Here is a 25,485-nt window from a genome sequence, read left to right as displayed (position 1 = left end):
TCGCCCTCACCCGAGCCTATGCGCGGCAGGCGCACAGGAAGGCCGCCACCACCAGCGCGTACTCGTCGGGACGCGTGGCCAGCGGCGAATGCCCGCCCTCGCCGAAGCGGTGCAGCGCAGCCCTCGGGTACAGGGCGCGCAGCAGCCGGCGCGCGTCGGCGTCCATCCCGGCGTCGTCGGCCGACTCGATGATCATCAGCTTTCCCGGCCATCCGTCCAGGTCGGACGGGGTGTACTGACGAGCGCAATAGTCGAGGGCCAGCTCGGCCATGGCGATCTGGTGCGCCTTGGTGTCGAGGGCGGCGGCCTCGGCGAGGAAACCGGCCCAGAACGGTCCGGCGGAGGTGGCCTCGGCGGCCTGGCCGCGGATGAGGGCGAGCAGGTCGGGTTCCGGCATCGCCCGCATCCGCTCCAACCGCGCGGTACGGGCGGCCAGATCACGCCCCCAGCCCTCGGGCGTGGTCGTGTTGGCGAGGATCGCGTGCCCGATCCGGCCGGGGATCGCGCGCAGGAGCGCCTGCAGCAGGAAGCCGCCCATCGAGGTGCCCCACGCCACGTGCACGGCGGACACGCCCTCCGCGTCGAGAACGGCCTCCACCCCGGTGACGACCCCGGCGACGGTGCTCACGGCCGGGTAGGTGGGGGCGATGACGCGGTACTCGTCCTCGAAGGCAGAAATGAGGCAGAAGAGCGATTCGCCCAGCCGTAGCCCGCCGGGCAGCAGCAGGAGGGTGTCAGGGCCGCTCCCCGCGACGTGGTAGGTCCATCCTGCGGCCTCGGCGGCGGGATGGGCCGCGCGGAAGGCGGCGAGCCGGTCGGCCTGGGTCTCTCGGGGTCCTAGAAGTCGCACGCCCACCTCTCCCGCCGCGAAAACACGATCTCCCGACAGCGTACGGCGGGCCGTAGGGTGGGCCCATGCCCACGACCCAGGTCTCCCGGCTGGTACGAGCCCCGCGATCGGCCGTCTACCAGGCCTTTCTGGACCCGATCGCGATCGCGGCGTGGCGGGTGCCCGACGGGATGAGCAGCCATGTGCACACGTTCGAGGCGCGGGAGGGCGGCTACTTCCGCATCTCGCTGACCTACCACTCCCCCGACGAGGCGGGGAAGTCCGGCGGCCACACCGACACCTACCACGGGCGGTTCGTGCGGTTGGTGCCGGACGAGCGGGTGGTGGAGGTCGTCGAGTTCGAGAGCGCGGATCCGGCGCTGGGCGGCGAGATGACCATGACGACGACGCTGACCGACGTGGACGGCGGCACCGAGGTCGTCATCTTGCACGAGGGCCTCCCGGAGGCCGTCTCGGCCGCCGACAACGAGACCGGCACCCGCATGGCCCTGGACAACCTGGCCAAACTCCTCGAATCCCGCTGACAGCGTGCCGGGCCGCCGACCGGTCGGTCGGCGGCCCGGAGAGGGAAACGGGGCAGCGGCTCAGCCGACCGCCTTCAGCAACTGCGCCTTCGTCATCTTCGAGCGGCCCTTGATGTCGCGGCGCTTGGCCTCGGCGTAGAGCTGGTCGCGCGTGCGTCCGCCGGCGCCGGAGTGCGAGCGCAGCCCGCCGCGCCGGCCAGAGGAGATGTCCTGCGTGGAGGTACGGCTGGCCGTCTTCGACTCACCCGCCCGCGCCCGCTCCTTGTTGACCGTGCGGGCCGCGATCTCCTTGGCCCGCTTGTCGCTCGTGCCGCGCTTCTTGGCGCTGTCCTTGATGTGCTCGTACTGGCGTTCCCGTTTCGGGCTTGATCCCCGAGGCATGCTCTTGTCCTTTCGCAAGGGCCGGAATGCGGGCCCTGCTCGTCAGGTTTCCCAGCTCACCCCTGCCCGCATAACACCCTCAATCACCCCATCAACCATCAAAAAAGCACTCCACCCACTCCCGACAAGGAGGGAAAATCCACTCTTTAGGGTCGATGTCCGATCGCCGAGACGGCCGCCCAGGCTCGCTCCAGGGTGTCGTGGACGTTCAGCCGGTCCAGCACGCCGGTGATCCGCAGGACCCGGACCGGGATCGGCTGCACGGCGGCCAGATGCACCTGCCCGCCGTCGTGCTCGCCGAAGAGATGGGCGCTCAGCAGTACCTTCAGCCCGCTGCTGTCGAGGAACGTCATCCCGGCCAGATCCAGCACCACCGGCACCCCGGGACGGCGCGCGTCCTCGATCGCGGACGCCAGGACGGCGGAGTTGGTGGCGTCGACCTCACCGGTGACGCGGATCAGCGTGGCGCCGCGCGTGTGCTCGCAGCTGACGTCGAGAGCGCTCACTGGATCAGCTTAACCCCGATGACCTTTTCCGGAAAGAGAGTTCGTCAGTCATTGAAGTTGAGGTCGGGGGGCTGGAGGATGAAAACATGGGTAGCTCTGATGATCGGTCGTCGTGGACGTTCCTGACCCATCACGCGCGGGTGCTGCTGGAGATCGCCCGTGACCCCGATGCCCGGCTGCGCGAGATCGCGTTCACGATCGGCATCACCGAGCGCGCGGTGCAGGGCATCGTGACCGACCTGGAGCAGGCCGGCTACCTCACCCGCGACCGGGTGGGCCGCCGCAACCGCTACGAACTCAACCTCGACCAGGGCTTCCGCTACCCGACCGAGGCGCACACGCCGGTACGCACCCTGATCGAACTGTTCGTCAGGGAAACCCCGCCCACCGGCAAGCGCGCTACCGGCGACTCCTGACCCCGCGCTGCCCCGGGTCGGTGCCACCCCAGACGCCCTCCGCCTGCCGGGTGTCCAGCGCGTAGGCCAAGCACTGCTCGCGTACCGGACATCGGGCACACACCGCCTTGGCCGCCATGACCTGCTCCTCTCCCGGCCCATGGGTGGAGACGGGGAAGAACAGCTCCGGGTCGGCCTCCAGGCAGGCGGCTCGTTCCGTCCAGTCGTGGATCAATGTCCTCATCCGGCGCGCCTACCCCTGCGACGCGGCGTCATGCGGCGGGCCGGTGAGGTTTGAGCCCCGCGTTTCTCGGTAGCGAAGGTGAAGCCGGCGGGGAGGAGAGTAGATGAGACGTCCCGGGTTCGACTCCCCGCCGGACGATCCAGCCTTACCCACGGTCCGCGCCCGCGAGGCGCTCCAGTCGTCCCAGCCATGGCGCGGCCGTGCGCGCGCTACCGCGATCTTTCGAGGCCCCCGGGCACGGATGTGCCGAGCACGTGGTGAAAAGGAGCCGAGCGCATGAGAATCGCCATGATCTCCGAGCATGCCGACCCGCTGGCCGCGATCGGCGGAGTGGACGCCGGCGGACAGAACGTTCACGTGGCCGCCCTGGCCTCGGCGCTGGCGGCGCGCGGGCACACGGTCGTCGTCCACACCCGGCGCACCTCACCCCACCAGGCGGAACGGGTGCCGATGGGGCCGGGCGTCACGGTGGACTACGTTCCGGCCGGGCCGCCTGAACCGGTGGCCAAGGACGGGCTGGCGCCGTACATGCCGGAGTTCGCGCGGATCCTGCGCGAGCGCTGGCGGCGCGAGCGGCCGGACGTGATCCACGCGCACTTCTGGATGAGCGGGCAGGCGGCGCTCGCGGCGGCGGCGGACGTCCCCGTGGTGCTGACCTACCACGCGCTCGGCACCGTGAAGCGGCGCTGGCAGGGCGCGGCCGACACCAGCCCGCCGCACCGCGTGGACGCCGAGCGCGCGATCGGGCGGCGCGCCGACGCGATCGTGGCCACCTGCGGCGACGAGGTGCGCGAACTGGCCGCGATGGGCGTGCCGTCCGAGCGGGTCTCGGTCGTGCCGTGCGGTGTCGATCTCGAACGCTTTCATCCCGCGCCGCCCGACCCCCTGGAGGCGAGCCGCTGGTGGTACGGCCCGCGTACCGGCGGCCGGGTCCTCTGCATCGCCCGGCTGGTGCCGCGCAAGGGCGCCGACACCGTCGTCCAGGCGCTACGCCGGCTGCCCGGCGTGGAACTGCTGATCGCGGGCGGCGTCCCGGAGGACGGGGAACCGGCCCGGTTGCGCGGCCTCGCCGCCCTGCACGGCCTGGCCGGGCGGGTACGGCTGATCGGCAGCGTGGCCCGGCCGGACGTGCCGGGTCTGATGCGCTCGGCCGACGTGGTGGTGTCGGTGCCGTGGTACGAGCCGTTCGGGATCGTCCCGATCGAGGCGATGGCCTGCGGCGTGCCCGTGGTGGCCTCGGCCGTCGGCGGACATCTCGACACGGTCGCCGGCTGGGGCCCGCTGGTGCCGCCCCGCCGGCCGCGGGCGCTGGCCAGAGCGCTGCGTGAGCTGCTGGACTCACCGCAGCGGCGCGAGGAGCTCGGCGCCGCGGGAGCCCGCCGGGCCCGCCGCCGCTACAGCTGGCCGCGCGTCGCCGAGCGCACCGAGGCGGTCTACGCGCAGGTGATCAGCGGACGGATCGTCCGGCTTGAGGCCTCGGGGTGCTGACCGGCGTGTTCTGGGCGGGTTTGCGGGTAGGCGCGACGGCGTGCGCCACAGCAACCCAGAGGAACCGGGCATCACCCGACGAGCTCAGGCGGAGTAGGTCATGACGGCCACGCCGCTGTCCAGGATCACGTGATCGGTCAGCGTGAACCGGCGCGCCTCGGCCTCGCTCCGCCCCGCGAACAGCGGCACCCCAGCACCGGCCGTGACCGGGCTGACCTTGACCACGATCTCGTCGATCTCCTCATAGAGCACACCCGCCAGCTCAGCGCCGCCGACCAGCCAGATGCCGAGACCCTCCTCGGCCTTCAGCTCCCTGACCCGCTCCACGGGGTCGCTCGCGACGACCTCGACGTCGGTGCTCTGGGCGAGCTTGCGGGAGAAGACGAGGTGGCGAAGGTGCGGGTAGGCGTCGCTGATGCCCATGTCCAGGCCGATCTGGTACGAGCGCCGCCCCTCCACCACCGTGTCGAAGCGCGTACCCGCATCCGTGACACCGAGCGCCTGACGGGCGTTGACCGGCAGCGTCTCCGGGTAGTTCGCGATGACGAACTCGACGTAGTCCTGCCCGATGGCGAACAACCCGCCCGACGGGTCGGCGTCGGAGCGCTCGGCGATGTAGCCGTCCAGGGTGGCGGCGACGTAGTAGGTGAGCTTGCGCATATGGTCGTTCCTTCGATCTCTTTGGAGTGCAGGACGCACGGCCGACGACCCTACCGGATGGCGCCGGAGGGCCTGACCACGGAGGAGAGCCCCATGGCACGCAACCCCGCCCTCGCCCCTCTCGACGCCCTGGTGGGTGAATGGAGCGTCGAGGCCCATGTCGGCGGCCACACCGTTTCGGGCGGCCGCGCGGTGTTCGAGTGGATCGAGGGCGGAGCGTTTCTCGCCTTCCGCGCGTACGGCACCGCCGAGGGCGACGCCCCGCAGGAGTGGCAGTCGGACTCTCCCCTGCCGTCCGTCTGCCTCATCGGCGTGGACGACGCCACCGGTGCCTTCTCCTACCTGCACTCCGACGCCCGCGGCGTGCACCGGGTCTACCGGATGACGCTCGCGGACGGCGTCTGGCGGGTCTGGCGCGACGCGCCCGCCTTCCACCAGCGCTTCACCGGGGCCTTCGAGGAGGACGGCCGGAGGATCGCCGCGGCCTGGGAGTTCTCCAAGGACGGTGCGGACTGGTCCCACGACTTCAGCCTCACCTACACCCGGACCACGCCGGGCTGACCGGCCCCGGACACGGGTCAAGCCCCGCACCACGAGGGTGCGGGGCTTGATCGGTTCGCGCTTGCCGAGCCGGTTAGCTCTGTCCGCCGGCGAGCTTCTCGCGCAGAGCCGCGAGAGCTTCGTCGGAGGCCAGGGCGCCGCTGGCCGGAGCGGAGGAAGAAGAGGTCGAGGAGGAGGAGCTGGCCGGAGCCGGCGTCTCACCGCTGTAGGACGAAGGAGCGGCCTCGCCGGCCTCCGCCTCGGCCTTGCGGGCCTCTTCGATCTGCTTCTTGTGGGCCTCGAAGCGAGTCTGGGCCTCGGCGTACTGCCGCTCCCACTCCTCGCGCTGGCGGTCGAAGCCCTCCAGCCACTCACCCGTCTCGGGGTCGAAGCCCTCGGGGTAGATGTAGTTGCCCTGGTCATCGTAGGTGGCGGCCATGCCGTAGAGGGTCGGGTCGAACTCGACCTCGGTGCCGACACCCTCGTTCGCCTGCTTCAGCGAGAGGCTGATCCGGCGGCGGTCGAGGTCAATGTCTATGATCTTGACGAAGATCTCGTCGCCGACCTGGACGACCTGCTCCGGAATCTCCACGTGGCGCTCGGCCAGCTCGGAGATGTGGACCAGGCCCTCGATGCCCTCCTCGACCCGCACGAACGCGCCGAACGGCACCAGCTTGGTGACCCGGCCGGGAACGACCTGGCCGATCTGGTGGGTGCGGGCGAACTGCTGCCACGGGTCTTCCTGCGTCGCCTTGAGCGAGAGGCTGACGCGCTCGCGCTCCATGTCGACGTCGAGGACCTCGACGGTGACCTCCTGGCCGACCTCGACAACCTCGGACGGGTGGTCGATGTGCTTCCAGGACAGCTCCGACACGTGGACGAGACCGTCGACGCCACCCAGGTCCACGAAGGCACCGAAGTTGACGATCGAGGACACGACGCCCTTGCGGACCTGGCCCTTCTGGAGGGTGTTGAGGAAGGTCTGGCGGACCTCGGACTGCGTCTGCTCAAGCCAGGCGCGACGCGACAGAACCACGTTGTTGCGGTTCTTGTCGAGCTCGATGATCTTCGCTTCGAGCTCGCGGCCGACGTAAGGCTGGAGGTCACGGACCCGGCGCATCTCGACCAGGGAGGCCGGGAGGAAGCCACGGAGGCCGATGTCGAGGATGAGACCACCCTTGACGACCTCGATGACGGTGCCGGTGACGATGCCGTCCTCGTCCTTGATCTTCTCGATCGTGCCCCAGGCGCGCTCGTACTGCGCACGCTTCTTGGACAGGATCAGGCGACCCTCCTTGTCCTCCTTCTGGAGAACCAGGGCCTCTACGTGTTCGCCGACTTCCACGACGTCCGCGGGGTCGACATCGTGCTTGATCGAGAGCTCTCGCGAGGGGATGACACCCTCGGTCTTGTAGCCGATGTCGAGAAGAACCTCGTCTCGATCGACCTTGACGACGGTGCCCTCGACGATGTCGCCGTCGTTGAAGTACTTGATGGTCTCGTCGATCGCTGCGAGGAAGGCTTCCTCGGACCCGATGTCGTTGACCGCTACCTGCGGGGTGCTCGAGGTGGCCTCAGTGCTGGACGTCATGTGTGGAATTGCTCCGAACGCGGACAGATATCGATGTGGCGGCGCGCGGCAGGCCCTCTTCCGCATCAAGCCGAGGATTACGACATCGACGTGACCGAGCGCGAGCCCGCTCCGTCTGAGGCGCGCGCGAGCCCACAGCGCAGCGATCAGCATATGAGACCTAGCGGCAGGGGTCAATCCGAGACGGCGATGACCTTCGGGAACCAGCGCGCCTAATAGGCGTTGACCTGGTCTCTCCGCTTCGGCGCGATATTACCCTGCAGCTTCTTCGGTACCGAGACGCGGTCGGGGTCGCCGTCGGAGACATAGCGCCACCCCGGGTGCTTCTGCAGCCATTCCAGCCAGTACTGCGAGCACCACTTACGGCATTCGCCCTTCTTGCCGTTGCTCTGGATCCGCTGAACGGCACCAGGATCGTACCCCTTGGCGAAGGGCGACAGCGACGGCTCGGCCCCCGCCAGGAAGACCGCGTCGAAGTCGTACGGCACGCCGCCCCACTCCCCCTTGCGGGCCGCCTTCTTCTTGTGCGGCATGCTCCCGAACGGCAGCGCCATCGTCGTGGACGGCGGCACTCCGAGCTTCTTCAGCATGCGCTCCAGCCGCGCGATCTGCTCGCGCACCTTCTTGGTGCCCATCGCCCGCAGGTTGGGGTGCGCCCAGGTGTGGTTGGCCACCTCGAAGCCCTGCTTGTGCAGCCACTGCACGGCCGAGGCCTGCTGTTCTTCCTTCTGCAGCCCGAACGGGTAGTGATTGACCCAGAAGGTCGCGACAGGCCGGAAGGACGGGTATTTGCGGAAGACGTCGTAGATGATGGCGACGGCGGTGTTCTTCGCGGGCCGCCCCTGGTCGTCCAGGGCGAAGTGGCTCGGATGGCCGTCGTCGAAGGTCAGCACGACGGGGAACTTGCCGGCCGGCACCTGGACGCGCCCGGCGGCGAACTCGGCCGCGGTGATGGGCACGTAGCCCTGCTTGGCCAGCTTCTCCAGTTCCTGCCGCAACTGGGCGGGGGTGCGGTCGATCGAGGCCATCCGCTTCTTGATGATGCGGTGGTACATGATGATCGGCACCAGCCCGGCCTCGTTGGCCTTCACCTGCCTGGCGAACTCCGGCGTGGCGACCACCGCCGGCGGCTGGCTCGCCGTGGGCATCGGGGCGGGCTCGGACGGCTGCGCGGACGGGACCGGCGAGGACGGCTGACCCGAGGAGGGCGCCGGCTGTGTCTGCCCCACCTTGACCGCCTCCGGCGGCGCGTGGGCCGCCGGATCGTCGCCCGGCATGATCATCAGCGCGACGACCGCGACGAGGATGACCGCGACGTTCGCCGCACCGATGACACGCGTGGATGACAGTGAGGGCCGCACAGAACTCCCGTACCGGTCGGGGGATTTCAAAGGTCCAGGGTAGTCCAGAAGCCCTCCGCAGAAGGCCCACGGCACACCGTGTCCGACCATGTCACGCATCACAGTGCAACATCACAGATGTCTGGAATGCGGCGCGGCGGGCCGTACCGGATGGCGGGAAAAAGCGACGGCGGGCCCGGAAGCGGACCCGCCGTGCCGAGCGGAGATCAGTGCCCCGCGTCCTCCCACGTACGCCCCACGCCCACCGAGACCTCCAGCGGCACCCGCAGCTGGTAGGCGGCGTTCATCTGGTCGGTCACGAGCTGCCGCAGCCGCTCCAGCTCGCCCGGCGCCGCCTCGAACACGAGCTCGTCGTGGACCTGCAGCAGCATCCGCGAGCGCAGCCCCTCCTCGCCCAGCGCCTGGCGCACGTTGAGCATCGCGACCTTGATGATGTCGGCCGCCGAGCCCTGGATGGGCGCGTTGAGCGCCATGCGCTCGGCCATCTCGCGGCGCTGGCGGTTGTCGCTGGTCAGGTCGGGCAGATAGCGGCGGCGGCCCATGATCGTCTCGGTGTAGCCGTCGGTGCGGGCCTGGGAGACGATGGCGTTGAGGAAGTCGCGCACGCCGCCGAACTCCTCGAAGTACTCCTCCTTCAGCGCCCGCGCCTCGGCCACCGGGATGTTGAGCTGCCCGGCGAGACCGAAGTCGGACAGGCCGTAGGCCAGGCCGTAGTTCATCGCCTTGATGCGCGCGCGCAGCTCGCCGTCGACCTGCTCCGGCGGCAGGTCGAACACCCGCGAGGCGGTGGCGGCGTGGAAGTCGTGGCCCGACTCGAACGCGGCGATCAGCGACTCGTCGCCCGACAGGTGCGCCATGATGCGCAGCTCGATCTGGCTGTAGTCGGCGGTCAGCAGCGTCTCGAAGCCCTCGCCGACCGTGAAGCCCTGCCGGATGCGGCGGCCCTCGGCGGTGCGGATCGGGATGTTCTGCAGGTTGGGCTTCTCCGACGACAGCCGGCCCGTGGCCGCGATGATCTGGTTGAACGTGGTGTGGATGCGGCCGTCGTCGGCGATCTCCTTGATCAGGCCCTCGACGGTCTGGCGGAGCTTCTGCTGGTCGCGGTGGCGCAGCATGATGACCGGCAGCTCGTGGTCGGTCTGCGTGGCCAGCCACGCCAGCTGGTCGGCGTCGGTGGAGTAGCCGGTCTTGGTGCGCTTGGTCTTGGGCAGGTTGAGCTGGTTGAAGAAGATCTCCTGCAGCTGCTTGGGCGAGCCGAGGTTGAACTGCTCGCCCACCACCCGGTGCGCCTCCTCGACGGCCTGCTTGACCGCGGCGGCGAACTGCGCCTCCATGCCGGTGAGGTAGTCGCGGTCGACCGCGATGCCGGCCCGCTCCAGCTCGGCCAGCACCCGCACCAGCGGCAGCTCCACGTCGGCCAGCAACTGGGTGCCGCCGCGCTGGGACAGGAACGCCTCGAGCGAGTCGGCCAGCTCGCGCACCGCGTGGGCGCGCAGCGCGAGGTCCTTGGCCGGGGCGTCCTCGTCGTCGCCGAACAGCGCCGCCTGCCCGCCCGACTCCTCCTCGACCTTGAGGTCGCGGTGGAGGTAGCGGCGGGCGAGGTCTTCGAGGGCGAAGGTGCGCTGGCCCGGCATGGCGAGGTAGGCGGCAAGCGCGGTGTCGGCGCTGAGGCCGCGCAGGTCGAGCCCCTGCGTCCACAGGGCCAGCAGCGGCCCCTTGGCGTCGTGGACGGCCTTGGGCCGGTCGTCTGCGGCCAGCCAGGCGCCGAGCGCGGCGAAGTCGGCCTCGGTGAGCTTGGTCGGGTCGATGTGGGCGGCGGTGCCGTCGGGCGAGGCGATCGCGATGCCGTCGATGCGGCCGGTGCCGCTGCCGTAGGCGCCCTTGAACGCCAGGCCGGCGCGGCCCGCGGGCATCGCCTCCAGCCAGCCGGCCACGCGGTCGGGGCCGAGGATGATCGTCTCGACCTCGAAGCCCTGCTCGGGCTCCTCCTCGCCGCTGCCGAGCACCTTGAACACACGCTCGCGCAGCTCGCCGCGGATCTGCAGGGTGTCGAAGAGCTTGTTGATCTCCTCGCGGTCCCAGACGCCCTGGGTGAGCTCGGCGACCTCGGCCTCCACCGGCACGTCGCGCAGCAGCTCGGTGAGCCTGCGGTTCATCAGCACCTGGGCGACGTGCTCGCGCAGCTTGTCGCCGACCTTGCCCTTGACCTCGTCGACCCGGTCGACCAGCTCGGTCAGCGAGCCGAACTCGCGCACCCACTTGGCGGCGGTCTTCTCGCCCACGCCGGGGATGCTCAGCAGGTTGTCGCTCGGGTCGCCGCGCAGCGCGGCGAAGTCGGGATACTGCCGGGGCGTCAGCTCGTACTTCTCGAAGACCGCCTCCGGCGTGAAGCGCGTCATGTCGCTGATGCCGCGGCGGGTCATGAGCACGGTCACCCGCTCGTCGACGAGCTGCAGCGCGTCGCGGTCGCCGGTGACGATCAGCACGTCCATGCCCTCGCCGGAGGCGCGGGTGGCCAGGGTGGCGATGAGGTCGTCGGCCTCGAAGCCGGCCTTGGACAGCCGCGGCACGCGCAGGGTGTCGAGCAGCTCGAAGATGAGCTGCATCTGGCCCTTGAAGTCTTCCGGCGTCTCGCTGCGGTTGGCCTTGTACTCGGAGTACTCCTCGTGCCGGAACGTGGGCTCCGACCGGTCGAAGGCCACCGCCACGTGGGTCGGCTGCTCATCGCGCAGGATGTTGGTCAGCATCGAGGTGAACCCGTAGACCGCCTCGGTGTGCTGACCGTCGGTGGTCATGAGGTTGGCGTCCTTGAGCGCGTAGAACGCGCGATAGGCCAGCGAATGCCCGTCAAGGAGCAACAGGCATGGGCGGTTGGGGGTCACTTCACTCTTCGGCACACCAGAAGCCTAGTCTCCATGTGCGACAGAAAACCTGAGCTCGGAAGACTGGAGGCTCCTCCTTGACGCAGATAGACCGGGTCACCATCGACTCCCTTCACCGCGGCACGCTCGCCGAGCGCATGGGCATAGAGATCGTCGAGGCCAGTGCGGAGCGCGTGGTGGGCCGCATGCCGGTCGAGGGCAACACGCAGCCGTACGGGCTGCTGCACGGCGGCGCGTCGGTCGTGCTGGCGGAGACCCTGGGCTCGATCGGCTCGGCGATCCACGCGGGCGAGGGCCGGATCGCCGTCGGCATCGAGATCAACGCCACGCATCACAGGGCCGCGACGTCCGGGCACGTCACGGGCGTGGCGACGCGTATTCACGGCGGCCGCTCGCTGGCCACGTTCGAGATCGAGGTCGCCGACGAGGAGGGCCGGCGCGTGTGCACCTCGCGCCTCACGTGCATGCTGCGTGACGCCTGAGACGGCGAAGGCAGTTCGGCTCACCCTTTGCACACGGCCCCCGTGGGTCGCTACGGTTGACCGGACAGAGCCCGCGGGGAGGCCGAGTAGATAACGTGTCGGGCCGGGGAAGCCGGACACGGTCCCAAAGGTCACCCCCGGGCTCGCTCTTTTTTACCCGCTCAATAAGCGGGTCATCCCACCTTTCCGGGCTTGATGCATACGTCGCCCGCCTGTGCAGCGCTTTCCGACCGATCGTTATGGTCTCGTTTTAGTACGGCTCCGCGCCCGTGCCAGGGGTATACCTCGATTTAGCCCCTGACCTGCCTTCTTATTTGCTCACATCACCGACACACCCGCATCACTAATTGGTGACGAACGGTTCGGAACCGGACGTCGCCGGAATAGGCTCCCGCCACAGCATCCCAGTTGTGCCTGCGATGCCCGCGTGTCGAGATGGAGGGGTACAACCCAAGCCCCGCCTTGACCTAATAGAGGGAGCACCATTGCGCAGAGCCGTGATCGCGTTCACGGCCTTCCTGGGTGGACTGATCTTCCTGCTCGCCAGCCCCGCGTCCGCGGGTCCTGCCGACTGTCAGGGAGTGAAGGGCACACTCAAACTCCAAGGCCAGCCAGTGAACGGCGCGAAAATCGTCGTGACCACCGAAGACGGAAAACCCGTCAAGGAGGTCGCCAGTAACGCCCAAGGCACATGGGACGTCCAGGTCGACAAACCAGGGAAGTACAAGGTCACCCTGGATGTCAGCTCGCTCCCTCAGACCGCTGAGGTTCGCGGCGGCAACAACGTCCGCACCCCGACGGTTTATAAGGACAACTGCTCCACCGTCCTGTTCGCCCTGGTTCCCAAGGCCGGCGGCGAGCAGACTCCCGGAGCCCCGGCTCCCACCGACACCAGCGACAGCAGTTTCTGGACGCGGGCCGCGCAGCTCACCTTCGAGGGCTTCAACCTCGGCCTGATCATCGCCCTCGCCGCGATGGGCCTGTCGCTCATCTTCGGCACCACCAAGCTCACCAACTTCGCCCATGGCGAGCTGGTGACGTTCGGAGCGCTGATCGCCTACCTCTTCAACGTCGGCTTCGGCCTGGGCGTCATCCCGTCCGCGATCATCGCGGTGCTGGTCGGCGGCGCCTTCGGCTACCTCCAGGACCGCTTCTTCTGGGGGCAGCTGCGCAGGCGGGGCACCGGCGTCATCGCCATGATGATCATCTCCATCGGCGTGGCGATGTTCCTGCGCTTCCTCTTCCTGTTCCTGCACGGCGGTGACAGCGAGCCGTACACCGAGTTCAACGCCCAGGCGGGCATCAGCGTCGGCCCGATCACCGCGGCGCCCAAGAACTTCATCATGATGGCCATCGAACTGGCCGTGCTCGTCATCGTCGGCATCGCGCTGCTCAAGACCCGCACCGGCAAGGCCGCGCGGGCCGTCGCCGACAACCCGGCGCTCGCCGCCTCATCGGGCATCAACGTCGACCGGGTCATCCGCGTCATCTGGACCGCGGGCGGCGCCATCGCGGCGCTGGCCGGCATCCTGCTCGGCCTGTCGCAGACCGTGAAGTTCACGATGGGCCAGGACATCCTGCTGCTCATCTTCGCCGGAGTCACGCTGGGCGGCCTCGGCACCGCGTTCGGCGCGCTGGTCGGCTCCCTCATCGTGGGCCTGTTCATCCAGCTGTCCACTCTCTGGATCTCTCCTGAGCTCAAGAGTGTGGGCGCGCTGGCCGTACTCATCATCGTCCTGCTCTTCCGGCCGCAGGGCATCCTCGGCCGCCGCGAGCGGATCGGCTGACGGGGGGAATCATGGACTGGTTCAACATCATGGTGACCACCGTCGAGGCGGCGGTGGGCGTCGAGACGGTCTTCTACATGCTGGCCGCGATCGGCATCAACCTGCACTTCGGGTACACCGGCCTGCTCAACTTCGGCCAGGCGGCCTTCCTCGGCGTCGCGGCGTACGGCCTGGCCGTCACCGTGGTCACGATCGGCCTGCCGTTCTGGGTGGGCATCGGCGTCGGCCTCGTCTCGGTCATCCTGCTCGCCCTGCTGCTCGGCATCCCGACGCTGCGGCTGCGCGCCGACTACCTCGCCATCGTCACGATCGCGGCGGCCGAGATCGTCCGCCTGATCTTCCGCTCGGTCACCTTCAAGGACTACTTCGGCGGCTCCGACGGCCGCTACGGGTTCTCCGAGGGCTTCTTCGCGATGAACCCCTTCTCCAGGGGTGAGTACGGCATCGGCCCCTTCACCTTCAACGAGCGCGTCACCTGGGTCCTGCTCATCGGCTGGATCCTCGTCGCCCTGTCGTGCCTGGTGATCTACATGCTCATGAAGAGCCCGTGGGGCCGCGTGCTCAAGGCCATCCGCGAGGACGAGGAGGCCGTGCGCGCGCTGGGCAAAAACGTGTTCTCGTACAAGATGCAGTCGCTGATCCTCGGCGGCCTCATCGGCAGCTTCGGCGGCTACATCTACGCGCTGGGTTACGCCTCGGTGCAGCCGGACGCGTTCTCGACCGAGCTGACCTTCTACGCCTACACGATCGTCATCCTCGGCGGCGCGGCCCGCGTCTTCGGCCCGGTCGTCGGCTCGATCATCTTCTGGGTGCTGCTCGTCTTCATCGGCAACCTGCTCAACGAACTGATCGAGGCGCAGTACATCACGTGGATGTCGGTCAACCAGATCGGCGCCTTCCGCTTCATGCTGGTCGGTCTCGGCCTGGTCCTGCTGCTGGTCTTCCGTCCGCAGGGTATCTTCGGCGATAAGAGGGAGATCGCACTCGATGCACGCTGAAACCAAGCCCACTGACAGCAAGGCCGCCGCGCTGGCCGCTTTCAAGGACCTGCAGCGCGAGCCCGGCGTCACCAAGCCCGACCCGATCCTGGTCGTCGACAACGTCGTGCGCCGCTTCGGCGGCCTCACCGCCGTCGACGTCAAGCACGTGGAGATCCAGCGCGGCTCCATCACCGCGCTGATCGGCCCGAACGGCGCCGGCAAGACCACGTTCTTCAACCAGCTGACCGGCTTCGACACCGCCGACGCCGGCGAGTGGACGTTCAACGGCACCAGGATGAACGGCGTCGCGGCCCACAAGGTCGCGCGCTCCGGCATGGTCCGCACGTTCCAGCTGACCAAGGCGCTGTCGAAGCTGACGGTCATCGAGAACATGCGCCTCGGCGCCCAGAACCAGAAGGGCGAGAGCTTCTTCCGCGCGCTGGTGCCGTCCTCCTGGCGCGCCCAGGAGGACGAGATCACCGCGCGCGCCGACGAACTGCTCGCGCGCTTCAAGCTGGACGCCAAGCGCGAGGACTTCGCGGGTTCCCTGTCCGGCGGTCAGCGCAAGCTGCTGGAGATGGCCCGCGCGCTCATGGTCAGCCCGGAGCTGGTCATGCTCGACGAGCCGATGGCCGGCGTCAACCCGGCGCTGACGCAGTCGCTGCTGGGCCACGTCAAGGACCTGCGCGAGCAGGGCATGACCGTGCTGTTCGTCGAGCACGACATGGACATGGTCCGCGACATCAGCGACTGGGTGATCGTGATGGCCCAGGGCACCGTGATCGCGGAGGGGCCGCCGGACACGATCATGTCCGACGCCCGGGTGATCGACGCCTATCTGGGCGCCCACCACGACGCGCCGCTGTCCGAGGAGGAGCTGGAAGAGCAGCTCCAGGAGGCCGAGGCCGCGCTCGAGGCCGAGGCCGAGGAGGAGGCAGGCAAGTGAGCAGCACCCCGGATTCCAAGGCGGCCGTCACCGACCGCAGCGCCCACGTGGCGGGGGCCGAGAACGCCGTGCTCCGCTGCGACGAGCTCATCGCCGGCTACCTGCCCGGTGTCAACATCCTCAACGGCTCCGACCTGTACGTCGGCGAGGGCGAGCTGATCGGCATCATCGGCCCCAACGGCGCCGGAAAGTCGACGCTGCTCAAGGCCATGTTCGGACTGGTCAACATCCGCAGCGGCACGGTCGTGCTCAAGGGTGAGGACATCACGAACATGAAGGCGCACCAGCTGGTCGCCCGCGGGGTCGGCTACGTCCCGCAGACCAACAACGTCTTCCCCAGCCTGACGATCGAGGAGAACCTCGAGATGGGCGCCTACCAGGCGCCCACGAAGTTCAAGGAGCGCTTCGAGTTCGTCACCGAGCTGTTCCCCGCCCTCAAGGAGCGGCGCAAGCAGCGCGCCGGCTCCCTGTCGGGCGGTGAGCGGCAGATGGTGGCCATGGCCAGGGCGCTCATGACCGAGCCGTCGGTGCTGCTGCTCGACGAGCCGTCGGCCGGCCTGTCGCCGAAGCTGCAGGACCTGGTCTTCATTCAGGCCCAGCAGATCAACAAGGCGGGCGTGACCGTGATCATGGTGGAGCAGAACGCGCGGCGCTGCCTGCAGATCTGCCACCGCGGCTACGTGCTCGACCAGGGCCGCAACGCCTACACCGGCACCGGCCGCCAGCTGGCCAACGACCCGAAGGTCATCGAGCTCTACCTGGGCACGCTGGCACGGGCGTAAACACGCTGTTCGCGCGAAGGGGTCCCTTTGGGGCCCCTTCTCCGCGTTTAATGAGCATGGTGCGACGCATTACGGCTATCGCCCTCCTCATGCCCATGCTCGTGGCCTGCCAGAACAGCCCGCCCGCGCAGAAGACGCAGGCGGCGGCGAGCGAAAGCGCCAAGTACAGCACCGGCGGCGACCCCGACGACGACCCCTGCACCCGCGTCGTCTCCTCCATCGGCTACGCCGGGCTGCTGCTCCTGCCCGCGGGCAGGGAGGACGAGCAGAACTTCGAGAACGCCGTCCTGGGCCGGCTGGCCGAGCTGCGCGGCATGGTCCAGGAGTTCGGCCCCCGGCTCCCCCAGGTGCTCCAGGACGAGGCGGAGAAGGTCGAGAAGGCCACGAAAGGCCTGTCCAGCGCCCAGACCCCCAGGAAGCGCCAGGTGGCGCTCCTGAAGGACTACCGGGCCGCCGCCGACAGGATCGTCGAGGGCTGCAAGGGCCGGTGAACGCGAAGAAGCCCCGGGACCGAGGTCCCGGGGCTCCCGCCTGACTACTTAACCGTCGATGTTGCCGGTGCGGTAGTCGATGGCCTTGGCGGGGTACTTGTTGTCCGCGCCGTACTGGTAGATGCCGATGGTGGCCGTCGCCGGGTCACCGGCGTCGTTGAACTCGACCGGACCGCTGATGCCGTCGTAGTCGATGTCCTTGCCGGCCTTCAGCAGGTCGACGCAGGTCTTGAAGTCGTTGCACTTCTCGCCGCCCTTGCTGACCTCGCCCAGCTTCGTGGCGATGTCGGTGCCCGCGTCGCTCTTGGCGGCCTCGGCGGCCAGGGCGATGAGGTTGGCGGCGTCGTAGGACTCGGGCGCGTAGCTGAAGTCCTCGAGCTTCGGGTCGATCTCGAGCAACTTCTTCTGGAACGTGTCCGGAGCGGCCGCGCCGGGCAGCGTGCCCTTGACGCCCTTCAGGGTGCCCTTCGGGAACTTCAGGAAGTTCGTGTTGGACAGGTTGCCGTCGACCATGTACCAGTGGTGCTTGTCGGCGGTCAGGCCCTGCTTGACGAGCTCCTGGACGACCTTGTTGGTCTCGGCGAAGCCGATGAGCACGATGCCCTTCGGGTTCTTGGCCTTGACCTTCGCGACGTCGGCCGAGAAGTCCGCGGCCTTGGGGTCGTAGATGATCTTCTCGACGACCTCGCCGCCGCCGGCGATGACGGCCTTCTCCGTGGAGTCGGCCAGGCCGGTGCCGTAGGAGTCCTGCAGCGCGAGGATGGCGACCGTGTCGTCGCCGTCGGCCACCGCGAGGTCACCCAGGACGCGGCCCTGCAGGATGTCCGGCGGAGCCGTACGCCAGAACAGGCCGTTGTCCTTGTAGGTGGTGAGCTCGATGGAGGTGTTGGCGGGCGAGAAGTGCACCACGCCGGCACCCGTGATCTTGTCGATCACGGACAGCGACACCGAGGACGAGGCGGCGCCGATGATGGCGTCCACCTTCTTGGCCAGCAGGCTGTCCACCGACTGCGAGGCGATCTGCGTCGTGGTGTCGCCGGAGTCGGTGTGCGAGACCGAGACCTGCTTGCCGAGGACGCCGCCCGCGTCGTTGATCTCCTTGACCGCCAGGTCGACGCCCGCGAACTCGGGCGGGCCGAGGTAGGCGAGCGAGCCGGTCTGCGGGAGGAGGGTGCCGAGGTTCAGCGTGCCGTCGCCCTTGCCGGCCGCGGCCGAGGTCGCCGGCGCGGCCGAATCGGTGGCCTTGGTGCCGGCGGTGTCAGCGCCGCCGCCACAGGCCGTCAGAGCGAGGCTCGCCGCAGCCGCGACGGCGAGCACGCGCCCGAGTGGGGCAATGCGGGTCATGAAGTGTCTCCTTCATCCAGGCCGGGAGGCTGTCAGCACCGCCGACGTTCCCGATCGAATGAGCGAAACGTACAAAAAGCAGCACGCTTCCAGCTAGATGCCTGGAAGAACTGTCGGCACTTGGATGCTGAGTCGTAATCACTCCTCAACTTATGAAGAAAACCCCCAGGTAGCGGCCGGTTAGCTGGGAAACCGGCCGCTGACGCCCTGTTACCCCGCGATGTTCCCCGATCGATACTCCAGAGCCTTGGCCGCGTCGAAGGTGTTGTTCTGCCCGAATTGGTAGATGCCAATCGTGGCCGTCGCGGGATCGCCCGCGTCGTTGAACTCCACAGGCCCGCTCACGCCGTCGTAGTCGATGTCCTTGCCCGCCTTGAGGAGGTCCGCGCAGACCTTGAAGGCGTTGCACTTCTCGCCGCCCTTGCTGACCTCGCCCAGCTTCGCGGCCATGTCGGCGGCGACGTCGCTCCTGGCCGCCTCCGCCGCCAGCGCGATCAGGTTCACCGCGTCGTAGGACTCGGGGCCGTAACCGAAGACGTCGAGGTCCGGATTGACCTCCAGCAGCTTCTTCTGGAACGCCCCCGGCGCCTCCGAGCCCGGCAGGGTGCCCTTGACACCCTTCATCGTGCCCTTGGGGAACTTCAGGTAGTTGGTGTTGGACAGGTTGCCGTCGACCATGTACCAGTGGTGCTTGTCGCTGGTCAGGCCCTGCTTCACCAGTTCCTGGACGACCTTGCTGGTCTCGGCGAACCCGATGAGCACGATGCCCTTCGGGTTCTTCGCCTTCACCTTGGCCACGTCCGCCGAGAAGTCAGCCGCCTTGGGGTCGTAGAGGATCTTCTCCACGACCTCGCCCCCGCCGGCGAGAACGGCCTTCTCCGTCGAGTCGGCCAGGCCGGAACCGTAGGCGTCCTGCATGGCCACGATCGCCACCGTGTCGTCGCCTTCCGAGACCGCGAGGTCGCCCAGCACCCGGCCCTGGAGGACGTCGGGCGGGGCCGTACGCCAGAACAGGCCGTTGTCCTTGGCGTTGGTGAGCTCGATGCCCGTCGCCGACGGCGAGAACATCAGCACCCCGGAACCCGTGATCTTGTCGAGGATGGACAGCGAGACCGAGGAGGAAGCCGATCCCACGATCGCGTCGACCTTCTTGGCCAGCAGGCTGTCGGTGGACTGGGCGGCGATCTGGGTCGTGGTGTCGCCGGAGTCGGTGTGCGAGACCGAGATCTGCTTGCCCAGCACGCCGCCCGCCGCGTTGATCTCCTTGACCGCCAGATCGACGCCCGCGAACATCGGCGGGCCCAGATAGGACAGGTTCCCGGTCTGAGGGAGTACGGAGCCGAGGACCAGCGTGCCGTCGCCCTTGGCGGCGGTGGTGCCCGGCGCGGAGGCCGTGTCGCTCGCCGGGGTACCGGCCACGTCTTGGCCGGAGGATCCGCAGGCCGCGAGTGCGAGGGCCGAGACCGCCGCGGTCGCGACGGCCAACGCTCGCCGAATCATCGATATCTCCTTCTTGCAGATGCGCAGGGGGGACATGGAGTTCGCGAAATCCACGATCAGCATGACCCCGGAAGTATCCGGCGGGAGAGGCCGCGACCTTACGATGCGCAGTCGTGACTCCTCCTTAACCTGGCCCGGCCGCGGGCCGCCTCTACTGTGGCGATGTGAAGCGCACCGCCGCCCTCCTGGTCCTGGTCCTCGGCCTTTCCGCCTGCGGGGGCACTCCGCCCGCCCCCTCCACGAGCCCGCCCCAGGGGCTCACCGTGACCCTCACGCAGGGACGATCCGACATGCCCAAGCACATGCTGAGCGTGGTCATGGCCAACAGCGGAAGCACCCCCGTGTGGGTGTCCGACGTGCGGGTGAGCGGGCCCTCGTTCCAGGAGACCGGGTTCTCGCGCATGGACACCGCCATCAAGAGCGTTCCGGTGGCTTTGCGCATCTCGTACGGCGCGGCCAAGTGCGCCCCCGGAGCCGTGCCGGAACTGCGGCCGGCGCGGGTGATCGCGCACGTCAAGGCAGGCGACGAGCCCGCACGCGAGGTCAGCTGGGCACTGCCCCATCCGGACCCGTTGCTGGCGAAGCTTTTCCGGGAGGAGTGCGAGCAGTTCCTCGTGCAGCAGGCGGTGTCGGTGGGGTTCGGTCAGGCTTGGACCGAGAAGGACAAGGTCCTCCACGGCAGTGTTATCGTGACGCGCCGCAATAGCAATCAAGATGTGACCGTTACCGAGTTGTCAGGCAACGTGCACTATGAGCTGAATTCTCGGGAAATGACGCTCAAGGCGGGAATGGCGCGGTTGGAGATCCCCGTCCGGATCACCCCGGGCCGCTGCGACCCGCACTCGTTCGCGGAGGCCAAGATCGCCATGCTCTTCAACGCGCGGGTGGCGCTGGGGACCGGCGAACCGCGATACCTCGTCTTCCGCTCCGACACCGTCCAGACGCCTTCCCTGCGCCTGGACCAGCTCATCCTCGGCTACGCCCGCAAGACCTGCGGCCTGTAGACCCCACACCACCGGGCGCCTCGGGGCCGGGGCGAAGCGCACGTACCCCCAGGAACACACGTCCCCCAGGAACACACGGGCCCCCGCGAGCACACGGACCCGCAGGGGCGCTGACCATCCGGACGGCGCGGACCCCATGAGGGTGCGCGGCCCACGAAGCGCGCGGCTGTGAGACCCCAGGGCCATGTGGCGCCCTCGGCCGGGGTTGGTCGGACTTTCGGGGGGCTATTCGGACTTGGTGGCGTCCGCGACGACGATCTGGGCCACTTCGCGCATGCTGAGGCGCCGGTCCATCGAGGCCTTCTGGATCCACCGGAACGCCTGCGGCTCGCTCCACCCGTGCGCCGCCATGAGCAGCCCCTTGGCCCGCTCGACCAGCTTGCGGGTCTCCAGCCGCTCGGACAGGCTCGAGACCTCGGTGGCCAGCGCCACCATCTCCTCGTGCCTGCTGACCGCCATCTCGATCGCCGGCACCAGGTCCGCCTTCGTGAACGGCTTGACCAGGTAGGCCATCGCCCCCGCGTCCCTGGCCCGCTCGACCAGGTCCCGCTGGGAGAAGGCGGTGAGGATGAGACAGGGGGCGACCCGTTCGGCGACGATACGCTCGGCCGCCGAGATGCCGTCGAGCACGGGCATCTTGACGTCGAGAATGACGAGGTCGGGTTTGAGCTCGGTGGCCAGCAGGATCGCCTGCTCACCGTCACCCGCCTCACCCACGACGACGTAGCCGTCCTCCTCAAGCATCTCCTTGAGGTCGAGGCGGATCAGCGCCTCGTCTTCCGCGATCACTACTCGCCGCTGCGTACTCACGAGCAGAAGAGTACCGAGGTCCGCTACATTAGATCCACGCCGGTGTCCGAACCTGATCTACTCAGGCGCGTCCCGGCACAAAACCGGATTTTGCCGGTTTTCCCAGCCGGAATGATGGAATGGCAGACATAGGCGCCTCAAAAGCGCCCGCTCGAGAGGGCGTGCGGGTTCGAATCCCGCTTCCGGCACCATCACCCCACCAGAACTGTCAGTGACGACCGACACACTGAGCGCATGCACCCCTGCGATACCGTCAACCGCGCGCTCCACTCCACGCAGCCCTCCCCTGCCCGGCCGCCCGGCATTCGGCGACGGGCATGTCGTCCACCACCGGCGAGTCGTCTTACCGGCTCATGATCTCCGGCTCGGCGTCCTGGCCCGGTCTCGTCGAGGCGGCCGCGCAGGCCATGGCCGCGGTGCTCTCGAGCGCCGCCGGGCTGCCGAGGCGAGCGGGGCGCACGGCGGCTCTCGCCGGGACGGCGGAGCCAGCGTGACCCGGCCCTGACGGGCGTCGGGCCGACCCAGGACCCGGCACCGGCCGGACGGCGGGAGACGGGATGCCAGGCCGGGGGTCAGGTGGCGTGGAGGGCTACGGTTGGGGAGGTGCGGGCGGCTCTTACGGCGGGGTACAGGCCGGCGACCGTGCCTATGACCAGGGTGGCGGTGAAGCCTCCTGCCATCGCCCACGGGGGTACGACCCAGGGCATGCCGCCCGAGGTCGCGTAGATCCAGGTCGCGGCGGCGCCCAGGAGGACGCCGGCCAGGCCGCCCAGGCCGGAGAGCAGGAGCGACTCCGTCACGAACTGCAGGCGGATCTGGCCGCGGGTGGAGCCCAGCGCCCGGCGCAGGCCGATTTCGTGGCGGCGCTCCAGCACGGAGATGATCATGGTGTTGGCCACTCCCACGCCGCCGACCAGCAAGGCGACCGCGCCCAGGCCGAGCAGCAGGTTGGTGAAGGCGCCGGCAGAGGCCGCCTTCGCCTGCAGGGCGGCGGACGGGTCGGTGATCTCCACCTCTTCCGGGTGCTCCGGGTTGACGGTTCGCGGGAGGAGGTCTCTGACCTTGACGACGGACTCGTCCGTCGAACGTTCGTAGATGGACGTGGGGTGGCCGTCGAAGGCGAGCAGGTCCTGCGCCGCCTTCCAGCCGACCAGCGCCGAGCGCTCGATCTCCTCGGCCATCGGCAGCGGGGCGAGGATGCCCACGACGGTGAAGTAGCGGCCGTTCAGGTAGACCTGCCTGCCGGGCTCGGTGATGCCCAGGCGGCGGGCGGCGACGTGGCCGAGGACGACGGAGGGGTAGCGGCCGTTGGCGGCGTTGAGCCAGGAGCCCTTCGCCATGCGGCCGCGCAGGGCGGCCAGCAAGGACTCCGCGGCGGCGGACAGGGTGATGCCGTTGGTGTCGAGCTCGTCCACCCGGTCGTTGCGGTAGACCGGGTACGGCAGGGCGCCCAGGGCCGCCACCTGCTCCACGCCGGCGATGCGGGCGGCCATGGCGGGGGCGTCCTTGGGGAGTTTGGCGCGTTCGCCGGAGAACATCGAGTCGCCCGGTGTCACGACCAGCATGTTGGTGCCGAGCTGGTCGAGCCGGCGCATCAGCTGTTCCTTGCTGGAGGCCGAGATACCGACCACCGCGATCATGGTCGCGATGCCGATGGCGATGCCCAGGGCGGACAGCACCACGCGCATCGGGCGGCCGCGCAGGCCGGCGGAGCCCACGTGGGCGATGTCGCGCGGGCGCAGGCGGGCGGGGGTGAGCGTGGCCATCAGCCGATCACCTGCCCGTCCCTGACGCGTACCTGGCGGGGCAGGGCGGCGGCGATCTCGGGGTCGTGGGTGATCACGGCGATGGTCGCGCCGTCGCGGTTGAGCTCGTGCAGGAGATCGAGTACGGCCGCGCCCGACGCGCTGTCCAGGGCGCCGGTGGGTTCGTCGGCCAGGAGCAGGTCGGGTTCGCCGGCGACGGCGCGGGCGATGGCCACGCGCTGCTTCTGGCCGCCGGACAGTTCGTGGGGCCGGTGGCGCATGCGGTCGGCCAGCCCGACGCGTTCCAGGGCCTCGGCGGCCCGGTGGCGGCGCCGTACCGGGGAGAGGCCGGTGTAGAGGAGGCCTTCGGCGACGTTGTCGAGGGCGGTGACGCCGGGCATGAGGTGGAAGGCCTGGAAGACGAAGCCGATGTGGCGGGCGCGCAGGGCCGACAGCGCGCGGTCGGACAGGCCGCCGACGTCGTGGCCGACGATGCGCACGTGTCCGTCGGTGGGCAGGTCGAGGGTGCCGACGATGTGCAGGAGCGTGGACTTGCCGGAGCCGGACGGGCCGACGATGGCGAGGAGTTCGCCCTGTTCGACGTGCAGGTCGACGCCGCGCAGGGCGTCGACGCCGCCGGGGTAGCGCTTGGTGACGCCGGTGAGTTCGACGACGCTCATGTGCCGGGCACCTCGACCTTCGTGCCCTGGCCCAGCCCGTCGCCGGTGACCTCGACGCGGCCGTCGGCGAACAGGCCGAGTTCGACCTTCACGTCACGCGGCGGTCCGGCGCCGACGACGCGGACGGCGTAGCCGCCCCCGGGTACGGCCAGCAGCGCGGTGACCGGGACGGACAGGACGTCCTTGCGGGTCTCGCCCTTGATGAGGACGCTGACGGGGGCCTGGTCGACGCCCTTGACGCCGGCGCGGCGGTCGAAGGTGACGGTGATGTCGACCTTGGGGGTCTTGTCGGCGCCCTGGTCGTCGGCTTCGGCGGTGCGGCCGATGCCGGCGACGCGGCCTTTGGCGCGTTTGCCGGTGGGGAGTTCGACGGTGACCCGGTCGCCGGTCTTGAGGTGGGCGGCCTCGGTGACGTCCACCTTGAACGTGACGACGCGTTCTGCGCCGGTGGCGGTGAGCAGGCGGGCGCCGGGGGCCACGCGGTCGCCCGTCGCGCTCTCGAGCTTCTGCACGCGCAGGGCGCGGGGGGCGAACGCGATCTGCTCCGGGCCGGTGGTGCCGGTCTCGGGCAGGTCGTGGTCCTCCTGCCAGTCGCGTACGGCTTGGGCGGTGGCCCAGGTGTACTCGTCGTCGACGGTCATGCCGGAGCCGTAGCCGAGGGCCTTGAGGTTGGCTTCGAGCTGGCGCACGTCGGCGCCTTTCGCGCCCTGGGAAAGGGTGCGGTACATGGGCTTGGCGCCGTACATGAGACGGACGGGTTTGCCGTCGACCTCGTAGAGGCGCTCGTCGCGGCCGATGGCCGAGCCCGCGCGCGGCAGCCAGGTGAGGACGCCGCCGAGGGCGGTGCCGACGGTGCGGCGGCCGGCGAAGCCGAGCGTGCCCTTGGCGCGGACGCTCTGCGTGAGATCACCCTTGTCGACGGTGCCGGTGGCGGCGGTGACCGGGGGCGCGGCGGACGGCTCCGCTCCGCCGGGCGTGGCGAACGTGGCGAAGGCAACACCGCCCGCGAGCGCCGCCAGGACGGCCCCCGCGGTCAGCGTCGTCGTGGCGCGGTTCATCCGGTCTTCTCGCTGCAGGTCTTGTTGGCCTTCTCGAAGGCGGCCTTGTCGGCGGGCACGGGCCTGGCCTCCTGCATGCCGCCGTCGAACTCGGGGTCGGGGAAGTCGAGGCCCTGCTCGCGCATGCACTTGGCGAAAGCGAGGGCCTTGTCCTTGTCGGCCTGGCTGATCTGCTTGCCGGTGCCGCCGAACGCGCCGCACTCCTTGAGCAGCTTCTCGAACTCCTTCTGGTCCATGCCGCCGCTGTCGATCGTCTGGCTCTTGCCGAGGCCGCCGGGGTCGCCGACCTTGACGCCCTTGGCACGCAGGCATTCGGCGGTCTTGAGGCGCTGGTCGCCGGAGTTGACGGTCGTGTTCTTCTCGGGCGCGGTGTTGCCGCAGGCGGCCAGGCTCAGGACGAGCGCGGCCAGGGCGATGGTGGTCTTCATGCTGCTCAGGCTGGCCCGAGGCCGCG

General features: G+C 69.2%; 27 protein-coding genes and 1 tRNA gene. 13 read left to right on the top strand and 15 right to left on the bottom strand.

What is annotated here, in order from left to right; translation table 11 throughout:
- Positions 1–16 precede the first annotated feature (16 nt).
- Positions 17–850: an alpha/beta fold hydrolase gene (locus ACFWYW_RS34905; protein WP_379612955.1), complete on the bottom strand. Its 834-nt coding sequence runs from the start codon at positions 848–850 to the stop codon at positions 17–19.
- A gap of 65 nt (positions 851–915) precedes the next feature.
- On the opposite strand from ACFWYW_RS34905, the gene ACFWYW_RS34900 reads away from it, so the two are divergent.
- Positions 916–1,374: an SRPBCC domain-containing protein gene (locus ACFWYW_RS34900; protein WP_379612956.1), complete on the top strand. Its 459-nt coding sequence runs from the start codon at positions 916–918 to the stop codon at positions 1,372–1,374.
- Positions 1,375–1,434: 60 nt separating this feature from the next.
- On the opposite strand, the gene ACFWYW_RS34895 is transcribed toward ACFWYW_RS34900, so the two are convergent.
- Together ACFWYW_RS34895 and ACFWYW_RS34890 are read right to left on the bottom strand one after the other, a co-directional pair.
- A complete protein-coding gene (locus ACFWYW_RS34895; RefSeq protein ID WP_379612957.1) occupies positions 1,435–1,755 on the bottom strand; it encodes a plasmid stabilization protein in 321 nt (106 codons plus the stop codon).
- 146 nt (positions 1,756–1,901) lie between these two features.
- Positions 1,902–2,261 carry an STAS domain-containing protein gene (locus ACFWYW_RS34890; protein ID WP_379612958.1) on the bottom strand — a complete coding sequence of 120 codons (360 nt, stop codon included), beginning with the start codon at positions 2,259–2,261 and terminating at the stop codon, positions 1,902–1,904.
- 86 nt (positions 2,262–2,347) lie between these two features.
- Between ACFWYW_RS34890 and ACFWYW_RS34885 the strand changes: the two genes are divergently transcribed.
- Positions 2,348–2,677, top strand: coding sequence for a helix-turn-helix transcriptional regulator (locus tag ACFWYW_RS34885; protein WP_379612959.1), 330 nt, complete (start codon positions 2,348–2,350; stop codon positions 2,675–2,677).
- Here ACFWYW_RS34885 and ACFWYW_RS34880 read toward each other — a convergent pair.
- The gene (locus ACFWYW_RS34880; protein ID WP_379612960.1) at positions 2,661–2,900 is read right to left on the bottom strand and encodes a WhiB family transcriptional regulator; all 240 of its coding nucleotides are present in this window, start codon (positions 2,898–2,900) and stop codon (positions 2,661–2,663) included. The genes ACFWYW_RS34885 and ACFWYW_RS34880 overlap by 17 nt on opposite strands.
- Positions 2,901–3,176: 276 nt before the next feature.
- Here ACFWYW_RS34880 and ACFWYW_RS34875 point away from each other — a divergent pair, with 276 nt between their 5' ends.
- Complete coding sequence (locus ACFWYW_RS34875; RefSeq protein WP_379612961.1) at positions 3,177–4,388, top strand: glycosyltransferase; 1,212 nt, start codon at positions 3,177–3,179, stop codon at positions 4,386–4,388.
- Between the two features lie 84 nt (positions 4,389–4,472).
- On the opposite strand, the gene ACFWYW_RS34870 is transcribed toward ACFWYW_RS34875, so the two are convergent.
- Positions 4,473–5,048: a dihydrofolate reductase family protein gene (locus tag ACFWYW_RS34870; protein WP_379612962.1), complete on the bottom strand. Its 576-nt coding sequence runs from the start codon at positions 5,046–5,048 to the stop codon at positions 4,473–4,475.
- Between the two features lie 93 nt (positions 5,049–5,141).
- On the opposite strand from ACFWYW_RS34870, the gene ACFWYW_RS34865 reads away from it, so the two are divergent.
- Positions 5,142–5,609, top strand: coding sequence for a hypothetical protein (locus tag ACFWYW_RS34865; RefSeq protein ID WP_379612963.1), 468 nt, complete (start codon positions 5,142–5,144; stop codon positions 5,607–5,609).
- 73 nt (positions 5,610–5,682) lie between these two features.
- On the opposite strand, the gene rpsA is transcribed toward ACFWYW_RS34865, so the two are convergent.
- The 3 genes from rpsA to polA form a co-directional block, all read right to left on the bottom strand.
- Positions 5,683–7,179 (bottom strand): 30S ribosomal protein S1, encoded by a 1,497-nt coding sequence (gene rpsA / locus ACFWYW_RS34860; RefSeq protein ID WP_184960885.1) that lies wholly within the window; start codon positions 7,177–7,179, stop codon positions 5,683–5,685.
- A 212-nt stretch (positions 7,180–7,391) separates the two neighbouring features.
- Positions 7,392–8,540: a polysaccharide deacetylase family protein gene (locus ACFWYW_RS34855; RefSeq protein ID WP_379612964.1), complete on the bottom strand. Its 1,149-nt coding sequence runs from the start codon at positions 8,538–8,540 to the stop codon at positions 7,392–7,394.
- A 206-nt stretch (positions 8,541–8,746) separates the two neighbouring features.
- A complete protein-coding gene (polA, locus tag ACFWYW_RS34850) occupies positions 8,747–11,437 on the bottom strand; it encodes a DNA polymerase I (protein WP_379612965.1) in 2,691 nt (896 codons plus the stop codon).
- Positions 11,438–11,559: 122 nt separating this feature from the next.
- Between polA and ACFWYW_RS34845 the strand changes: the two genes are divergently transcribed.
- The 6 genes from ACFWYW_RS34845 (at position 11,560) to ACFWYW_RS34820 (ending at position 16,890) form a co-directional block, all read left to right on the top strand.
- Positions 11,560–11,904, top strand: a complete 345-nt coding sequence (locus ACFWYW_RS34845; protein WP_379612998.1) for a PaaI family thioesterase — start codon at positions 11,560–11,562, stop codon at positions 11,902–11,904.
- A gap of 485 nt (positions 11,905–12,389) precedes the next feature.
- Positions 12,390–13,691 (top strand): branched-chain amino acid ABC transporter permease, encoded by a 1,302-nt coding sequence (locus tag ACFWYW_RS34840; RefSeq protein ID WP_379612966.1) that lies wholly within the window; start codon positions 12,390–12,392, stop codon positions 13,689–13,691.
- An 11-nt stretch (positions 13,692–13,702) separates the two neighbouring features.
- Positions 13,703–14,689, top strand: a complete 987-nt coding sequence (locus ACFWYW_RS34835; RefSeq protein ID WP_379612967.1) for a branched-chain amino acid ABC transporter permease — start codon at positions 13,703–13,705, stop codon at positions 14,687–14,689.
- Entirely contained in the window at positions 14,679–15,617 is a 939-nt protein-coding gene (locus ACFWYW_RS34830) for an ABC transporter ATP-binding protein (RefSeq protein WP_379612968.1), read from the top strand. The genes ACFWYW_RS34835 and ACFWYW_RS34830 overlap by 11 nt, the downstream gene beginning before the upstream one ends.
- A complete protein-coding gene (locus tag ACFWYW_RS34825; RefSeq protein ID WP_379612969.1) occupies positions 15,614–16,399 on the top strand; it encodes an ABC transporter ATP-binding protein in 786 nt (261 codons plus the stop codon). The genes ACFWYW_RS34830 and ACFWYW_RS34825 overlap by 4 nt, the downstream gene beginning before the upstream one ends.
- Before the next feature lie 89 nt (positions 16,400–16,488).
- On the top strand, positions 16,489–16,890 hold the full coding sequence (locus ACFWYW_RS34820) for a hypothetical protein (RefSeq protein WP_379612970.1): 402 nt from the start codon (positions 16,489–16,491) through the stop codon (positions 16,888–16,890).
- Between the two features lie 48 nt (positions 16,891–16,938).
- Here the strand turns inward: ACFWYW_RS34820 and ACFWYW_RS34815 are convergent, their stop codons facing one another.
- Both ACFWYW_RS34815 and ACFWYW_RS34810 read right to left on the bottom strand, forming a co-directional pair.
- Complete coding sequence (locus tag ACFWYW_RS34815; RefSeq protein ID WP_379612971.1) at positions 16,939–18,234, bottom strand: ABC transporter substrate-binding protein; 1,296 nt, start codon at positions 18,232–18,234, stop codon at positions 16,939–16,941.
- Positions 18,235–18,444: 210 nt separating this feature from the next.
- Positions 18,445–19,734, bottom strand: coding sequence for an ABC transporter substrate-binding protein (locus ACFWYW_RS34810; protein WP_379612972.1), 1,290 nt, complete (start codon positions 19,732–19,734; stop codon positions 18,445–18,447).
- A gap of 164 nt (positions 19,735–19,898) precedes the next feature.
- On the opposite strand from ACFWYW_RS34810, the gene ACFWYW_RS34805 reads away from it, so the two are divergent.
- On the top strand, positions 19,899–20,738 hold the full coding sequence (locus ACFWYW_RS34805) for a hypothetical protein (RefSeq protein ID WP_379612973.1): 840 nt from the start codon (positions 19,899–19,901) through the stop codon (positions 20,736–20,738).
- Between the two features lie 225 nt (positions 20,739–20,963).
- Here ACFWYW_RS34805 and ACFWYW_RS34800 read toward each other — a convergent pair whose 3' ends face one another.
- Positions 20,964–21,548, bottom strand: a complete 585-nt coding sequence (locus ACFWYW_RS34800) for a response regulator (RefSeq protein WP_312896323.1) — start codon at positions 21,546–21,548, stop codon at positions 20,964–20,966.
- A 105-nt stretch (positions 21,549–21,653) separates the two neighbouring features.
- On the opposite strand from ACFWYW_RS34800, the gene ACFWYW_RS34795 reads away from it, so the two are divergent.
- Together ACFWYW_RS34795 and ACFWYW_RS34790 are read left to right on the top strand one after the other, a co-directional pair.
- Positions 21,654–21,739, top strand: a tRNA-Leu gene (locus ACFWYW_RS34795).
- A gap of 126 nt (positions 21,740–21,865) precedes the next feature.
- A complete protein-coding gene (locus tag ACFWYW_RS34790; protein ID WP_379612974.1) occupies positions 21,866–22,042 on the top strand; it encodes a hypothetical protein in 177 nt (58 codons plus the stop codon).
- Positions 22,043–22,120: 78 nt separating this feature from the next.
- On the opposite strand, the gene ACFWYW_RS34785 is transcribed toward ACFWYW_RS34790, so the two are convergent.
- From ACFWYW_RS34785 to ACFWYW_RS34770, 4 genes are read right to left on the bottom strand one after another with little or no spacing between them, the layout of a single operon-like run.
- Entirely contained in the window at positions 22,121–23,314 is a 1,194-nt protein-coding gene (locus ACFWYW_RS34785; RefSeq protein ID WP_379612975.1) for an ABC transporter permease, read from the bottom strand.
- A complete protein-coding gene (locus ACFWYW_RS34780) occupies positions 23,314–23,973 on the bottom strand; it encodes an ABC transporter ATP-binding protein (protein ID WP_379612976.1) in 660 nt (219 codons plus the stop codon). The genes ACFWYW_RS34785 and ACFWYW_RS34780 overlap by 1 nt, the downstream gene beginning before the upstream one ends.
- Positions 23,970–25,031, bottom strand: coding sequence for a peptidoglycan-binding protein (locus ACFWYW_RS34775; protein WP_379612977.1), 1,062 nt, complete (start codon positions 25,029–25,031; stop codon positions 23,970–23,972). The genes ACFWYW_RS34780 and ACFWYW_RS34775 overlap by 4 nt, the downstream gene beginning before the upstream one ends.
- Positions 25,028–25,459 carry a hypothetical protein gene (locus tag ACFWYW_RS34770; protein ID WP_379612978.1) on the bottom strand — a complete coding sequence of 144 codons (432 nt, stop codon included), beginning with the start codon at positions 25,457–25,459 and terminating at the stop codon, positions 25,028–25,030. The genes ACFWYW_RS34775 and ACFWYW_RS34770 overlap by 4 nt, the downstream gene beginning before the upstream one ends.
- Positions 25,460–25,485: the final 26 nt, after the last annotated feature.

Origin of the sequence: Nonomuraea sp. NPDC059023 (assembly GCF_042740095.1) — a bacterium.
GTDB lineage: Bacteria > Actinomycetota > Actinomycetes > Streptosporangiales > Streptosporangiaceae > Nonomuraea.
Note: the sequence above shows the minus strand (reverse complement) of the source record. Positions and strands in the feature narration are given on the sequence as shown.

Excerpts from the sequence above, each read along its gene's own strand:
- ACFWYW_RS34870 (WP_379612962.1), bottom strand. The coding sequence starts at position 5,048 with ATGCGCAAGCTCACCTACTACGTCGCCGCCACCCTGGACGGCTACATC.
- ACFWYW_RS34810 (WP_379612972.1), bottom strand. The coding sequence starts at position 19,734 with ATGATTCGGCGAGCGTTGGCCGTCGCGACCGCGGCGGTCTCGGCCCTC.
- ACFWYW_RS34835 (WP_379612967.1), top strand. The coding sequence starts at position 13,703 with ATGGACTGGTTCAACATCATGGTGACCACCGTCGAGGCGGCGGTGGGC.
- ACFWYW_RS34875 (WP_379612961.1), top strand. The coding sequence starts at position 3,177 with ATGAGAATCGCCATGATCTCCGAGCATGCCGACCCGCTGGCCGCGATC.
- ACFWYW_RS34820 (WP_379612970.1), top strand. The coding sequence starts at position 16,489 with ATGCCCATGCTCGTGGCCTGCCAGAACAGCCCGCCCGCGCAGAAGACG.
- ACFWYW_RS34815 (WP_379612971.1), bottom strand. The coding sequence starts at position 18,234 with ATGACCCGCATTGCCCCACTCGGGCGCGTGCTCGCCGTCGCGGCTGCG.
- ACFWYW_RS34775 (WP_379612977.1), bottom strand. The coding sequence starts at position 25,031 with ATGAACCGCGCCACGACGACGCTGACCGCGGGGGCCGTCCTGGCGGCG.
- ACFWYW_RS34895 (WP_379612957.1), bottom strand. The coding sequence starts at position 1,755 with ATGCCTCGGGGATCAAGCCCGAAACGGGAACGCCAGTACGAGCACATC.
- ACFWYW_RS34830 (WP_379612968.1), top strand. The coding sequence starts at position 14,679 with ATGCACGCTGAAACCAAGCCCACTGACAGCAAGGCCGCCGCGCTGGCC.
- ACFWYW_RS34790 (WP_379612974.1), top strand. The coding sequence starts at position 21,866 with ATGTCGTCCACCACCGGCGAGTCGTCTTACCGGCTCATGATCTCCGGC.
- ACFWYW_RS34770 (WP_379612978.1), bottom strand. The coding sequence starts at position 25,459 with ATGAAGACCACCATCGCCCTGGCCGCGCTCGTCCTGAGCCTGGCCGCC.
- ACFWYW_RS34865 (WP_379612963.1), top strand. The coding sequence starts at position 5,142 with ATGGCACGCAACCCCGCCCTCGCCCCTCTCGACGCCCTGGTGGGTGAA.
- ACFWYW_RS34880 (WP_379612960.1), bottom strand. The coding sequence starts at position 2,900 with ATGAGGACATTGATCCACGACTGGACGGAACGAGCCGCCTGCCTGGAG.
- ACFWYW_RS34780 (WP_379612976.1), bottom strand. The coding sequence starts at position 23,973 with ATGAGCGTCGTCGAACTCACCGGCGTCACCAAGCGCTACCCCGGCGGC.
- ACFWYW_RS34785 (WP_379612975.1), bottom strand. The coding sequence starts at position 23,314 with ATGGCCACGCTCACCCCCGCCCGCCTGCGCCCGCGCGACATCGCCCAC.
- rpsA (WP_184960885.1), bottom strand. The coding sequence starts at position 7,179 with ATGACGTCCAGCACTGAGGCCACCTCGAGCACCCCGCAGGTAGCGGTC.
- ACFWYW_RS34900 (WP_379612956.1), top strand. The coding sequence starts at position 916 with ATGCCCACGACCCAGGTCTCCCGGCTGGTACGAGCCCCGCGATCGGCC.
- ACFWYW_RS34885 (WP_379612959.1), top strand. The coding sequence starts at position 2,348 with ATGGGTAGCTCTGATGATCGGTCGTCGTGGACGTTCCTGACCCATCAC.
- ACFWYW_RS34845 (WP_379612998.1), top strand. The coding sequence starts at position 11,560 with ATGGGCATAGAGATCGTCGAGGCCAGTGCGGAGCGCGTGGTGGGCCGC.